We start from the raw sequence: 14,460 nt of genomic DNA, 5'->3' as shown, positions 1-14,460 counted from the left end.
CGGCAGGCGTGAGACTCACGTTGCTACCGCAAAACTATCGGCAAGCCATTACGAACACGAGACAAAGTCCGATCGCCCAAAGGCTCAAAATTGGGGTGTTTTCTGGTAGCGAGTGTCGTCCTCCCTGCCGGCCTTCAGCAATCGGCGCGCATTGCCATGGGAATTTCGCTGATATAATAACTTGAGTTTGTCACGAAGGATTTTAATGCAAGGTGGAACTGGCAGCTCAGATGACGTTTCAGCCAAGGATGCAAAACAAGATCGGCGGCTTCTCCGTCATTGGCGGCGTTCGTCGACGCCGATGGAACGGTATCGTTGCCGACGTCTGGAACGTCAATTGTGCGGCCCGCGCGGGCGGCTACTACATCGCCGACGATCCGAGGCTTTTCATTCTGCTCGATCAGCGCGGCTCCGGCACCAGCAGCGTCAGGCTCTCGCCACGCGTCCAAAACCGGCAGCAAGAGTTTGAGCGTGAAAGGATTTCCTACATTCCGGCGGGGATGGAGCTTTGGGCCGATCTCGCCGATATCGATTTCGTCCGCCATCTCGATATTCACTTCGACGCCGAGGTCATCAGCCAGCGGCTGATGGGGGATATCGATCCGTCCGGCCTCGACAGCCCGCGCCTGCATTTCTCCGACCCTCGGCTCATGGCGTTCGCAGAGTTGATCGCTGCCGAATGCGAGAATCCGGAGCCTCTGCACGATCTCTATGGCGATGGCCTGACGCTTTCGCTGCTGATCGATGTGCTGCAGCTTCGAAGATCCCAGCCGCGCAAGCGAAGCGAGCTCGCCACCTGGCAATTGCGCCGGGCGGTCGATTACATCGAGGAAAACTGCCTCCGAAACATCCGCTTGGAAGAGCTGGCGTCGCTGACCGGCCTGTCACAATCGCATTTCAGCCACGCCTTCAAGGCGTCGACCGGCCTGCCGCCGCACCAATGGCAGACCAAGGCGCGGCTTGAGCGGGCCAAGCAGTTGCTGCTGAACGGCGATACGCCGCTCACCAACATCGCCGTCGAGACCGGCTTTGCCGATCAGGCGCATTTCACCCGCGTCTTCCGCAAGAATGTCGGCACTACTCCGGCAAACTGGAAACGCAGCCGGATTGCCTAAAAGCCACATCCTGCGGGCAATTGCCGGCATTGTGGAGAATTGCCCAAGAACGTTCAATTTCCCGCATTCGAGACAAGCCGCCACGATTAATATGAGTTAATTGCTCATCTTATTGTGAAGGAAGACCACCTGGCTTCGGCCGGATGTTGCGAAGTTGGAGCTGGCGACGGAAATGCAGGGAATGACTGAAGACGTATCGATGAAACGGGCATTGGCAATGGGCGTTGCCATCGCGGCACTAATGCTGGGCTCGCAGGCTGCGGCGCGGGAGAGCCCGACAGAGCTGAAACCACTCGTCGTCCAATCCGGGCAGGACAACACCGAAGCGAGCGGCACCGCCCCGGTCAAAGGCTATGTCGCCAAAAAGACGACGACCGGCTCCAAGGCCGATATGCCGATCACCGAGGTACCGCAAGCGGTCTCCGTTGTCGGCCGGCAGGAAATGAATGATCGCGGCATCACCAACAAGGTCGATGAGGCGCTGCGCTATACGCCTGGTGTCACCACGCAGCCCTTTGGCAATGACGGCGATACCGACTGGTTCTATATCCGCGGCTTCGATGCGACGCAGACCGGCGTCTTCCTGAACGGGCTGACGCTCTACAGCTATGGGTTCGGCGGCTTCCAGATCGATCCCTTCATGCTCGAACGCGTCGAGGTGCTAAAGGGTCCAGCCTCGGTGCTCTATGGCGGCGCCAATCCGGGCGGCATCGTCAACATGGTGCGCAAGGAGCCGACCGACGATCCCTACTATCATACCGAGATCGGCATCAACAATATCGGCAACGCCTTCCTGGGCTTCGACTTTTCCGACAAGCTTTCGGCCGACGGCGTCTATCGCTACCGGCTGACCGGCAAGATCGCGGGCGGCGATACCTATAGCGACTATACCCACGACAAGCGCGGCTTCATCATGCCGCAGCTCACCATTTCGCCTGATGAATCCACCAAGCTCACCGTCTACGGCATGGTCAGCGGCCTCGATGAGGTTCATAGCGGCAACGGCTTCTTTCCCTATGTCGGAACGGTGGTCAACGCTCCCTTCGGCAAGATCGATCGCAAGGCTTTTTATGGCGAACCGGATATCGACAACCTGAAATACGCCCAGCAGATGCTTGGCTACGAGTTCTCGCACGAATTCGACGGCGGCTGGACCGTGTCGCAGAATGCCCGCTATGGCCATCTCTACAAGCGCGAGGAAGGCCCGTATCTGAACGGTTATGTTGACGGCAATCCGCTCGATGCCTCCTATGACGATCCGAGCTATATGCTCAACCGTATCGGTTTCTATGAGCGATCGAAGGTCGATACCTTCTCGGTCGATACGCGCGCGCAGAACGAATTCGATACCGGCGCGGTCAGCCATAACTTCATGATCGGCTCGGACTATTCGATCTATCGGCTGGACCAAATCCAGGCCTGCTGCGGCTCCAATCCGATCAGCGCCACCAACCCGGTCTATGGCACGCCGCAAGGCGCAAATTTCGTCTATCTCGATCAGGTGCTGACGCAGCAGCAGATCGGCATCTATACCCAGGACCAGATGCGCTTCGGCGGCGGCTGGCTTGTTACCCTCAATGGTCGCTACGACTTTGTCGATACCAACTCCGACGCCACCGTCGGCACCACCTATCGTTCCACCGACCAGGCGGCGAGCGGCCGTGCCGGTCTCGCCTACGAATTCGCCAACGGCATCACGCCCTATATAAGCGCCGGCACCTTCTTCAATCCGAAGGTCGGCACCAGCGTCACCGGCGGCGGCCTTGTTCCGGAAGAAGGCGCGCAGTATGAAGCCGGCGTCAAATACGAGCCGGATTTCATCGACGGCCTGTTCACGGCATCGATCTTCCAGATCGACCGCAAGAATATGGCGCTGACCGATCCCGTCACGTTCCTGCAGCGGCAGATCGGCGAAGTGCGCTCGCGCGGTGTCGAATTCGAAGGCAAGGTCAATCTCGACGACAATTGGAAGCTGCTCGGCTCCTATTCCTACACAGACTTGGAAATAACAAAGGATATCGATCCCACCGTCGTCGGCAACTCGCCCTATCTCGTGCCGAATTCCACCGCATCGCTGTGGCTGGACTATTCCTTCACCAGCGACGCGTTCGAGGGCCTGAGCGTCGGAGCGGGTGTCCGTTATCAGGGCAAATCCTGGGCGGACGAGGCAAATACGCTGCGCGTGCCGTCGGCAACACTCTTCGATGCGGCAATCCGCTACGAGAAGAAGGGCTGGGGCGCCTCGCTCAACGTCGCCAACCTATTCGACAAGGAATACGTCTCGGGTTGCGCCGGAGAAAATGTCTGCGGCTACGGCGATGCGCGGACTATCACCTTCAAGCTCAGCAAGAAGTGGTAATATATGCCAAAGGAACGAGGATTGCCGGATGCAATCCTCGTTCTTCACTTTAATACATTGACGTACAAATTCCCCGGCATTGGACCTTATCGGCCCCCTTTGCCGTTGCGATTGCGGCGAACCGATCGTAAGGAAGCACCGGCGGCTCTAGCAGTTGAATGACGCTTCAACCTGTGAGCTTGGGCCGGAGGCGATATGCGACGATGAAATCCCATACCCTTGCCGTATTGGTCATAGACGAGAACCGCATTCGCGCCTCGATCATCGAGGCCGGGTTGCGTGAGGCCGGGTATGAGAACGTCACGGTCGTCCATGACATCAATGGCATCGCCCGCAGGATCAGCGAGATCAATCCGGATGTGATTGTCATCGATCTGGAAAATCCCAATCGCGACATGCTCGAAAACATGTTTCAGCTCTCGCGCGCCGTAAAACGGCCGATMGCCATGTTCGTCGACAGGTCTGACGAAGCCTCGATCGAAGCGGCCGTCGATGCCGGCGTTTCCGCCTATATCGTCGACGGGCTGAAGCAGGAGCGAGTGCGGCCGATCCTGAAGATGGCCATCAGCCGCTTTAACGCGTTCGCACGCCTCAATCGCGAGCTGGAAGAGACCCGGGGCGAACTTGAGAACCGCAAGGTGATCGACCGCGCCAAAGGCCTGCTGATGAAATCGCGGGGCATTTCGGAAGACGAGGCCTATGCGCTGATGCGCAGGACGGCCATGAACCAGAACCGCAAGATCATAGACATTGCGCAAAGTCTGGTAACCGCGATCGGCCTGCTCGATCCAGGAGAAAATGCATGACGCAGAAACACGAGATCATCGCCGGGTTCCTGCCCCTTCTCGACAGCGCCCTGCTCGTCATCGCCAAGGAAAAGGGTTTCGCCGAGGCCGAGGCGATCGACCTCCAGCTCGTGCGGGAGGTCTCCTGGGCCAATATTCGCGACCGGCTGGCGGTCAGCCGCTACAATGTGGCGCACATGCTCGCCCCGATGCCGATTGCCTGCAATCTCGGGCTGACGCCGCTTGCGCCGTGGATGATCGTGCCGATGGCGCTCGGCCTCGGCGGCAACGCGGTGACGGTATCGTCAGCGCTTTGGGCAGAAATGGCCGCTGCCGGCGCAACGGATGATCTCGATGCCGGCAGCAACGGCAAAGCCCTGCATCAGGTCGTTCTCGGCCGCACGGAACGCCCGCTGCGTTTCGCCGTCGTCCACCCCCATTCCGGGCACAACTACGAACTGCGCTATTGGCTTGCGGCCAGCGGCATAGATCCCGATCGCGAGATGGAAATCATCATCCTGCCGCCGCCGGAAATGCCGGATGCGCTCGGAGCCGGCCAGATCGACGGATATTGCGTCGGCGAGCCGTGGAATACGGCTGGCGTCGTCAGTGGCAACGGTCACATGGCAACGGTCAAGGCGGCCATCTGGAAGTCCAGCCCGGAAAAAGTGCTCGGCGCCAATGCCGGCTGGGCGGACGATTACCCCGACGCGCTGGCCGCTCTTCTCAGGGCCTTGTACCGCTCTGCCGTCTGGTGCTCCGACCCGCAAAATAGGGAAACCTTGGCATCGGTCCTTGCCAAGCCCGCCTACATCGGCCGGCCCGTCGATTGGCTGTTGCCAGCCCTTTCCGGCGATCTGCAGGTCGGAGGCGGTCATATCACGAGCGTCAGGGATTTCTTCGTTCCCCGCGCCAAGGCGGCAACCTTCCCGTGGAAAAGCCATGCGCTGTGGTTCTATACGCAAATGGTGCGCTGGGGACAGGTCGCCCACGACGAACACAACGAGACCATTGCCCGCAATACCTACAGGCCGGACATATACCGATCGGCGTTGCAGGCGCTTGGCGTGCCCCTGCCCGGCGCCAGCGCCAAGGTCGAAGGTGCTCTTCGGGTGGAAACGCCGGTTGGTTCCACCGACGCCAGCCTGACCCTCGGCCCCGATGGCTTCTTCGACGGCGGCTTGTTCGATCCGGACAGGATCGATGCCTATATCGACGCGCAGAGACAGCCGAAGGCGGCTGATTAGAGCAATTCCAGGAAACGTGCGTGAGCCGTTTTCCGTCCGGAAATTGGGTAAAAACAATGAGGTAGAGCGACGGAGCGCTTAATCGCTCTAATGCGTTTCGAGCGTTCTATCCCAACCCGACGCCGAAGCTTCAAACCCTGCGACGTTCGAATTCAGATGATCGGCCAGCCTTATCGCAAAGGCCAGGATCATTAATGTCGGATTTGCGTGGCCGCTGGTCGGGAACACCGATCCGCCGGCGACATAGAGATTAGGCAAGCCGTGAACCCTGCAATTCTGGTCGACGACGCCCGTCTTCGCGTCGGCCGACATTCGGGTCGTGCCAAGGGTATGGGCCATGTCGATGATGACGATGTCCTCTGGCCGCCGTTCCAGCGCCCAATCCTCAAGTCTAGGAGCAGGCAAGCCCGCGCCCACCAGGGCTGTGCGTGAAAGCTCAGCGGTTCTGAGCAGCGTCTGACGTTCAACATCGTTGATCTGCCAGGCGACTTTCGCCAACGGCACACCAAACCGGTCCTTGCGGGAGCTGAGACTGATCCTGCTGTCCGGATTTGGAATTTGTTCGGAGATCGCCTCGATCCTCAGGCCGACCAGCTTATGCGGCACGCCATGATCCTGGAATTCATTGGCGACCAAGTTCGGGGACATCCTGATTGCGGTGTTGATGACGATATCCTTGAGGGCCTTCGGCGTTCGGCCGTMAGAAAGGACCTTCATTCCGAGTCCCTTGACGATAAGTCCGGAGCCCGCCGCAACCGTAAGCAGATCGCGTCCGACTTTTGTACTATGTCGGCGGGCCAGCCGCTTCAAAGCATCCCATGGGTCGTCGGGTGCGCGCTCCGTGGAGAAATAGACAGCGGCGTTCAGCAGCTTCTCGCGCTCCTGTATCTCCGGCGTCAGCGCCAAGCCATGCATGAACATGTGCGCCCGGCCATTGTGATGAACACCGAAGAAGCCGAAGAGCTTGGTGAGCACGGCTATCTGGTCGGGCGGGATGGCACCGACGCGCGCTCCGGGATGATCCATGAGATATCGCCCGACGACATCGTGGTGATTGCCAATTCCATTTGAATGCACGTCGTTGGACGCCAGCAGCAACCTGGCGTTTTCAATCCCGCTTGCGGCCAGCACGCATTGTGTGGCCCGGATGCGCGCGCGCTTGCCTTCAATGCTTGCGACATCGAGGTATGAGAAACGCGATCCGTCCGGGCTCAGGCCGACACGCGTCACGGTCGCATTCAGAAGAACGTCAACGTTGTCCGGGCGTTGCGCCATGAATTCGCTGCCGAAGCGCATGACGTCGAGCCGATCCACGCGCGAGCGGGCAAACTGCCAATAGAAGGAATGAAGCCCCTCCTTGTCGAAACGGCCCGGCGGCTCTTTGGGGCTGAGATTCAGCACATCCATTGCGCGTAGAATATAAGAATCCATTTGTTCGCGATCGACCGGCCACCCGGAATTGGGAACCCAGGAGCGAACCTTGAAGTCAATGCCATCAAAAGGTGCAGACTTCCCGGCCCAGGCATGGGTCGATCCGCCAAGCGCGCGACAGCGAACGCCGAAGGGCTGGGCTTCCTGGGACCAGAACCTGGCTTGCGGGCTGTGAAATTCGATCCGTTTGCGGGACTGCGCCTCCGACTGAGGCTGGCCGACGCTCTCGACCTCGTTCAGCGCCGAATGTGCCGGATTTTCAAGTTCAAGTCCGCTTTCGACGATGAGTACTTTTCTGCCTGCTTTCGCACATTGGGCTGCGATCGTCAGCCCGGCGGGGCCAGCCCCTACGATTACGAGGTCCGCTGCAATGATCGAATTGTCGTCGTAATTAGACAGTTGCTCGATTTTCATCACGGTCAGCTTCCGTTACTACAAGCAGGTATTTCGACGTCAAAACGATCACACCTGCCTTCTACGAAAATTTTGATCGATAACCAAGATGACCAAAAGTGGAGGCCCCGACACCTATATATTATGATAGATCGGAGCCTCGCGTAAAAGATCATCCTGCGCGCTTAAGTCGAAAAACTTCACGATCAGAAGCTCGCTTCTTTGACCACCCGCCAATTGGGAAGTCCATAGGGCTTCGGCCAAGGATAGAGTTCCTTGTCACTGAAGTAGACAACGGCCGTTAGCTTCGGAAATTCCGCATATCGCTTGGCAGCGTTCGCGGCCCAGTTGGCGACATAGGTGGAATCGCCTTCATAGCCGAGTTCAGCGACCGCGACAGGCTTGTTGAAGGCCTGGACCAGCTTGTATTTGGGCGTCAGCAATTGGGCAAACGTCCGGTCTACGCCGAAATGATCCCGGTCAAACTGCTGCAAGCCGAACACCGAAAGGCCGATGACGTCGACAACATCGTCGCCGGGATAGAAGGCGGCAAGGCCGGGTTCGCCTTTGGGCGACCACATGAATTCCGCCGACTTGTCGTGCTGGCGGCAAACATTCACCATCCGCCGATAAGCGGCGACATAGCTGCTGGGTTTCCAGTGCGACCAGGTGAATTGGTTGTMGGTTTCGTCCATCTCCTGCGCCCAGCGAATGGTCACTTCGCTCTTTAGCGAGGCTGCAGTCGAGCAGACGGCAGCCATGTTGCTATCATACTTGCCGGCCAGAATGCCTTGGAGCAGCGCTTCGGATGTCGATCGCCAATCCGACGCCCAAGACCACGGTTCCACCGTAATCAAAAGCTTCCGACCTCGCTTCTGGGCGTAATCATCGGCGAGCGACAAAGTTCCCAGGTCGACATCTTCCCAAGGAAGGAAAATATGTTCGATCTTCGAATTCGGGTCGTCCTTGAAGTCACCATGCGGATCATATGCGCCGAAGGTAACCGAGTCAGGACCGATCAGCGGCCGCTTGTCGGTGATCGGTTCGGGATGAGCCGCTCCGCCGACCGGGATGCCGCGGGGTATGCTCGCCGCCAAGATTGTTCCCGTCGTCGCCAAGGTTACGAATAAGGCGATTACTGCTGCTTTGGTTTTCCTGTTGCTCATTGGTTTTTCCTCCTGTCAACAACACACCGGCAACGTCTGCCCACTAGTCTGATCGACTAGCTCGGATCTGATGTTTCATCTTGCGAAAGGTCGATTTTCGACGTGTCGGCCAACCAGTGTGGCTTGAACGTCAGCTTTTGAAGGTCCTGCCGCCCGCAGCCGGCACCGGCCACCGCATATCGCGTTTCATAGAGCCGGAAGCGCCCGGTGCCCCACGTCAGGGACGCCAGCCCTTCCGATCCGCGTTCGATGGTGGCAAAGCCAGGGGCCGCGATGAGGCAAAGAAGGCCCGCAGCCATTGCCGGCCGATACAGTCTTGCTCGAATTCTGACGACATTCTCCCGAGCGTGCTGGGTGACGATGATCAGCAGCAGAAGTGTGTAGAGCACGGAGTTGATAATCGCGAAGATATAGAAACCCCGCGTGTCACCAGCCCTATCGACAAGCAGAACCGGCAGAACGGAAGCAACGGACAGAAACCCGTAGGGCAATAGAACTCGCCAAGGCAACGGATCCACTTCAGACGCACCTTTGGGCGTGATGCGAAAATCGACATAGGAGTCGGTCATCCAGTCCCTGACAGCAGCGACCGTTCCAGCGACCGCCCAGGGCCAGCGGGCGAAGAGGAAAAATACTCCCTCCCAGCTCAAGATCTTGGCATCGAACGGCCGGAATGAGCCGCTGGCGCGCCACCGATAGGCCAACAGCATCAACACGATGGAGAGCGGCGCGCAGTGAGCGAAAAATTCGGGATAGGTGACTGCAACGAAGTTCTGATGGAAGGCAAGCGCCAGAATTGGCATCACGAACATCAGGCACATGAACAGCGCGAAGAGCGGATACCACAACTGAGAAAACACAAACTGGCACTTCAATCTCAGCGGCAGGCGCGGAACATAGATCGGCGAATACCGCAGCAGCAGCATGACAAGGCTGCGTGACCACTGAAATTCCTGGGTGACGAGATCGGCGAAGGTGCGCGGGCCGTCGCCATGCGCGATGGCATCAAGCGCATGCACGCCACGCCAGCCATAGGCGTTCATCATCAACGTCGTCGAATGATCTTCCGCAAGCTCCGGTCCGAGCCCGCCAATTTCCTTGAGGGCGACGGTGCGCACGGCATAGTGCGATCCGATGCAAAGAGGAGCGAGCCCGTCATTATAGCCGGCCTGGAGCGAACCGTGCATGCTGGCCTCGGCATAAAGCCGCCCGCGTGCAGCCCAGCTTTCCGATGCGTTGCGATCGCAAATGCTCGGTGCCGAGACATAACCGACCTTGGGGTCGCCAAACGGACGCAGCATTTCGACGAGATAACCGGGTTCCGGAACATGATCGGCATCGAGCTGCACGACGAAATCATAACGTTCATAGCCGTGATGATCGTAGAAGAAGGCGAGATTGCCCTCCTTGCAGCGCGTACGGCGCGGCCAGGTCGTCCGGTGATAGTCCGCCCTATTCTTTCGGGTCGAAACGAAGACGCCATGCTGGCGGCACCAGTTCAACGTGTCAGGAGTCGGGTCTTCATCGGCGAGCCATGTGTCGTGCGGAAACGCTTGATCGAGCATGGCCTGCAAGGTCGTTGCCACGACGGAGAAAGGCTCGGACGGCGCTTTGGTTACGACCATGGCGACGCGGCTGCCGGCCGGCAATTGCAGCGGTCCGGCGGGCTTCTTGGCGCGATAGAATATTGCGATGAAATAGGCCGGCAGAAGGGTCACCCAGGCCAGTATGCCCGTTACCAGAGCAAAGCGCCAAAAGCCGATATAATGCGCCGGCTGCAGCCACCAGGCCCAGAAATAGACGAGCAGTGCCAGCCAGATTGCAGCACCGGCGAGATATTCCAGCCGATCGCGGCCTTGAAGAACCGGGACCAGGTGCGGTTTGGTCGTTTCCTTGGACGTGTTGGTMGTGTTTGTCATGTCCGCGACTCCAGGCCAAAAAAGGGAGCCGCAGTTTTGATGATCGTGCCGATGTCGGAATATTCGGGCGAGAAGCCGAGCGCCTCGCGCGCGAAGGTCGGGTCGGTATAGAGAGCCGGCGGATCGCCGGCTCGTCTTGCATGCATCTCGACCGGAACTTCGCGTTTGGTGATACGGCCGATGGCCCTGACGATCTCGTTGATCGACGCGCCGTGGCCGGTCCCGAGATTGACGGAAAGATTGCGACCGCCATTGATGAGGTGTTCGAGCGCCAGAACATGGGCACGCGCCAAATCCGTCACATGGATATAGTCGCGAACGCAGGTTCCATCTTCCGTGTCGTAGTCGTCGCCGAAGATGGCAAGATGCGGGATTGTTCCAGCGGCCGCGAGCAATGCTCTCGGAATGAGATGTGTCTCCGGCTCATGCCATTCGCCGAGTTCTCCGTCGGGATCGGCGCCGCAGGCATTGAAGTATCGCAGCGCAACATATTTCAGTTGATAGGCTGCCGCGTAGTCCTTCAGGATCTGCTCGACGATGAGCTTCGTCCTGCCATATGGATTGATCGGCGCCTGCGGCGTCGTCTCGGTGATGGGGAGAGACGCCGGCGTGCCATAGGTTGCGCAGCTCGACGAGAAAATGATCTTGTCGATTTCAGCGTGACGGCAGGCGTCCAAGAGGGACAAGGTGCCGCTGACATTGTTGTGATAGTATTTGGCGGGGTCCTCTACGGACTCTCCGACATAGGCGGATGCGGCAAAATGCACGACCGCATCCGGTTTGTACTGCAAGAGGGCATGCGTCAGGGCGCTGGTGTCGAGGATATCGCCATGCACGAATGGTCCCCAACGCACCGAAGAGCGATGCCCCGTAACCAGATTGTCGAAGACGATCGGCTCGATATCTTTGGAACGGAGCAGCTTGGCCGTGTGGCTGCCGATATATCCGGCGCCACCGGCTACCAGAATTTTTTTCTGCGACATCACGCGGTCCCCACCCATTCATGTGCTTCTTCGGTGAGAAGACGGTCGAAATAGCAGATCGTCTTTTCCAGGCCGGTCGACAGCGGCACCAGCGGCTGCCATCCGAGTTTTTCCCGGGCAAGGGATATATCCGGGCGACGCTGGCGTGGATCGTCTTTCGGCAATGGCTTGCAAATGGTCTTCGAGCTGGAGCCGGTCAGCTTGATCACCTGTTCGGCGAGTTCCAGAATGGTGAATTCACCTGGATTGCCAAGGTTGACAGGCCCAGTGAAGGATGGGTCGGTCGCCATCAACTGCTGGAAGCCCTCGATGAGATCATCGACGAAGCAGAACGAACGCGTCTGCGAGCCATCGCCATAGATGGTGATGTCCTGGCCCTTCAGCGCTTGTACGATGAAGTTCGATACGACACGGCCGTCATCGGGACGCATATGGGGGCCATAAGTATTGAAGATTCGCGCAATCTTGATCTCGACGTCGTATGTTTGATGAAAATCGTAGAACAACGTTTCGGCGCTGCGCTTGCCTTCGTCGTAGCAGGATCGGGGGCCAAACGAATTTACATTGCCCCAATAGTTCTCGACCTGCGGGTGCACGAGCGGATCGCCGTATACTTCGGAGGTGGACGCCTGGAAAATGCGGGCACCGGTACGGGCAGCCAATTCCAGCAAATTGAGCGCACCGAAGACGGATGTCTTCATCGTGTGTATCGGATCGGCCTGGTAGTGAGGCGGTGATGCCGGGCAAGCAAGGTTGTAGATTTCATCGACTTCGATGTCGATCGGATCGATGACGTCGTGCCTGATGACGCTGAACCGGTTGTAGCTGCGCAGATGATGGATATTGCGTTCAAGTCCGGTTGAAAAATTGTCGACACAAACGATGCTGTGGCCCAATTTAAGGAGCCGCTCACAGAGATGAGAGCCAAGAAAACCCGCGCCGCCGGCAACTAGTATGTGCCGAGGTTGCTGTTTTGAATGGAGAATTCGGATATCACCAAGGAGAGTATTAATATCAGAGCGATCGGTAGTTGGACGCATTACTTTCATCGTACTGACCTCAAAATCTACCTATTCTTATCGAGAAGTAAAAACATTTTTAACGTTTTTGCTTCATGATAAAGTGTTGTAAGGCAGCGTTGGTATTGCTTGTTTTATACTTATCGCACCATGAACTGTCGTTAGCTGCGCATCCTGAAATTTGCCGCAGCGTCCATATTTGCAAATGCTCATACAACCCGGCGCGATTTTCGGGCCAGACACCGGATCACAGTGGCTTGTTGGGGGGATCTGGTCAGATCGAAGATAGATGCGCGCGGCTACCCACGCCGTCGGCGCGGCTTGAGGCATACGCCCAGCCGGATTGCGACTACAACCGCGCTTCTATTAATGTCCGAGGGAACTCAACCAGTCGCCGAATGGGTTTGCACCATCCTTGGCGTCCACGGGCAAAACCGCGCGTGCGAGGAAGGGCGGAGCGGCAATATTTCGAGCCTCGCGAGGAGTATAACCAAACTCCTTGCTGAACGCCCGACTGAAGTGGGCCGCAGAGGCAAACCCGGCCTCGGCGGCAATCTCCACTATCTGCTGCCGATTGATGGTATTGCTGAGTGCAACGTGCGCCGAAAAAAGACGGCGTTTTTGAATATAGTGAAGAACGCCACCGCTCGACTCGAACAATTGGTAGAGTCGAGTACGCGAAATGCCGAGCTCCCGGCATAGCGCATCCGGCGTGAGATCTTGCGAACTCAAATTGCGCTGAACGAAACGGCGGACGCGCTCCATCAGGGCTAAATTGCTCTGATGTTTTTCGGGACCGGAATATTCAGCCGATGAAGAAATGCATGTCACCAGCATATCGTGCATCGTTTGGACGACGCGGGGAAGGTCTGGCGCACTCATGCTGGACAGCTTCGCCTCGACACTGTCGAGAAAATCAATCAGCAACTTCGCGTAGGTGTCGGAGAATACCGTATTGCTTTTGATCTCGTTGAACGCGGGCATGTCCAAAAACAGCTCCCGCGGCAGATAGACGGAGAGGCTTCGCGAGTCGGTAGCCCTTCCCCTGAACGGATGACCGAGGGACCTCAGTTCCACGCGTCCGGGCTCTCCCTTTGACACGTTTCCATCAACCTCTGTCCAGCTCTGGCCGGTGCGCAACAGCACGACATGCCAATGGTCGATCGAATTTGACCGCAGCTTTGTCGCGGTGCGCGAATAAGAATGTGCGGGCACCGATTGCTGGACGACAAGCATGCCGCCAAGATTCCAGGCGGTATGATCGGCAGGAAAGCCAGCTTCCTCCGACACGCCTTCCGGCAACCTGATATCGATCAGAGGCGCCAGATACGTCTGCCAGGCTACAAATTGATCGCTTGGCGGCAAATCGTGGGTAGAAAACCGCAGCGGCGTGAGGGCCGGCGGCAGAGGCGGATTTGCTTCTTGAATAGCATCCGAATGCCGAGGCCAACGCCGGCGCTCGACCTGGAAAGTGGGGTGGGTGGTCGCTCGCCCGTCATTCTGTTTTTCGACGGGAACCTGCGGCGATTGCCCTTTCTGGGATGAGTCAGGCAACATTTCCTCACAACTTTCGGAAGGCTATTTTGTACCACTCTAAGTGTTCATCAGCAAATGATTTAAAACCAAATCGTTAATGATGAATGGCACATATATCTATTCAATCTGACGGGGAAACTACCATGCCCTCTCGCCGCCGGAGATTTCACACCAACTCCGGCACGCCTTTTTGAGAATCATCAGCAACATTAGAATAACCAGCTCGACAAGCTGAGGCTACCGCCTGGGATCGCAAATCCAAGCTCAACGCCGCGGGTTAAGAAAATAATGCGTGAACAGGCATATCCCGTTCAAGAAAAACGTCTTCTGCGAATATCTTGGAAGGCAGCTCGTCCCTATCGTCTAATACGATAATCGTCGGCAATACGGCGGTGATTTGGAGAACCGCTCTCCTCTGCCGTCCGTGCCTGGATGCAGGGTGGGATCGTGTCCCGCTGTTGCGGGAAAGGATCAAACGCTACCGCAAAAGAACCAGCAGCTTGCAAG

Annotated in this window: 10 protein-coding genes; 4 read left to right on the top strand and 6 right to left on the bottom strand. The window is 57.8% G+C overall.

Annotated elements, in window-relative coordinates; translation table 11 throughout:
• Positions 1-230: 230 nt before the first annotated feature.
• From QD357_RS21395 to QD357_RS21380, 4 genes are all read left to right on the top strand, one after another.
• On the top strand, positions 231-1,115 hold the full coding sequence (locus QD357_RS21395) for a helix-turn-helix domain-containing protein (RefSeq protein WP_414124988.1): 885 nt from the start codon (positions 231-233) through the stop codon (positions 1,113-1,115).
• A gap of 172 nt (positions 1,116-1,287) precedes the next feature.
• The gene (locus QD357_RS21390; RefSeq protein WP_414124987.1) at positions 1,288-3,474 is read left to right on the top strand and encodes a TonB-dependent siderophore receptor; all 2,187 of its coding nucleotides are present in this window, start codon (positions 1,288-1,290) and stop codon (positions 3,472-3,474) included.
• Positions 3,475-3,677: 203 nt separating this feature from the next.
• Positions 3,678-4,280 (top strand): ANTAR domain-containing response regulator, encoded by a 603-nt coding sequence (locus QD357_RS21385; protein WP_414124986.1) that lies wholly within the window; start codon positions 3,678-3,680, stop codon positions 4,278-4,280.
• Positions 4,277-5,506, top strand: a complete 1,230-nt coding sequence (locus QD357_RS21380; protein ID WP_414124985.1) for an ABC transporter substrate-binding protein — start codon at positions 4,277-4,279, stop codon at positions 5,504-5,506. Before QD357_RS21385 ends, QD357_RS21380 begins: the two co-directional genes overlap by 4 nt.
• A gap of 87 nt (positions 5,507-5,593) precedes the next feature.
• Here the strand turns inward: QD357_RS21380 and QD357_RS21375 are convergent, their stop codons facing one another.
• The 6 genes from QD357_RS21375 to QD357_RS21350 form a co-directional block, all read right to left on the bottom strand.
• Entirely contained in the window at positions 5,594-7,351 is a 1,758-nt protein-coding gene (locus QD357_RS21375) for a GMC oxidoreductase (protein ID WP_414124984.1), read from the bottom strand.
• A gap of 185 nt (positions 7,352-7,536) precedes the next feature.
• On the bottom strand, positions 7,537-8,496 hold the full coding sequence (locus QD357_RS21370; RefSeq protein WP_414124983.1) for a glycoside hydrolase family 26 protein: 960 nt from the start codon (positions 8,494-8,496) through the stop codon (positions 7,537-7,539).
• A gap of 56 nt (positions 8,497-8,552) precedes the next feature.
• Positions 8,553-10,415, bottom strand: a complete 1,863-nt coding sequence (locus QD357_RS21365) for a glycosyltransferase family 2 protein (protein WP_183939663.1) — start codon at positions 10,413-10,415, stop codon at positions 8,553-8,555.
• A complete protein-coding gene (galE, locus tag QD357_RS21360; RefSeq protein ID WP_414124982.1) occupies positions 10,412-11,398 on the bottom strand; it encodes a UDP-glucose 4-epimerase GalE in 987 nt (328 codons plus the stop codon). The genes QD357_RS21365 and galE overlap by 4 nt, the downstream gene beginning before the upstream one ends.
• Positions 11,398-12,411, bottom strand: coding sequence for a UDP-glucuronic acid decarboxylase family protein (locus tag QD357_RS21355; RefSeq protein ID WP_414125014.1), 1,014 nt, complete (start codon positions 12,409-12,411; stop codon positions 11,398-11,400). Before QD357_RS21355 ends, galE begins: the two co-directional genes overlap by 1 nt.
• 372 nt (positions 12,412-12,783) lie before the next feature.
• Positions 12,784-13,971 (bottom strand): helix-turn-helix domain-containing protein, encoded by a 1,188-nt coding sequence (locus tag QD357_RS21350; RefSeq protein WP_246451443.1) that lies wholly within the window; start codon positions 13,969-13,971, stop codon positions 12,784-12,786.
• Positions 13,972-14,460 lie beyond the last annotated feature (489 nt).

This window comes from Rhizobium sp. BR 317 (assembly GCF_047445835.1).
GTDB lineage: Bacteria > Pseudomonadota > Alphaproteobacteria > Rhizobiales > Rhizobiaceae > Rhizobium > Rhizobium paranaense.
Note: the sequence above shows the minus strand (reverse complement) of the source record. Positions and strands in the feature narration are given on the sequence as shown.

What these genes read in the sequence shown, in the direction of transcription:
- QD357_RS21390 (WP_414124987.1), top strand. Translation starts at nt 1,288, where the DNA reads ATGCAGGGAATGACTGAAGACGTATCGATGAAACGGGCATTGGCAATG.
- galE (WP_414124982.1), bottom strand. Translation starts at nt 11,398, where the DNA reads ATGTCGCAGAAAAAAATTCTGGTAGCCGGTGGCGCCGGATATATCGGC.
- QD357_RS21380 (WP_414124985.1), top strand. Translation starts at nt 4,277, where the DNA reads ATGACGCAGAAACACGAGATCATCGCCGGGTTCCTGCCCCTTCTCGAC.
- QD357_RS21395 (WP_414124988.1), top strand. Translation starts at nt 231, where the DNA reads ATGACGTTTCAGCCAAGGATGCAAAACAAGATCGGCGGCTTCTCCGTC.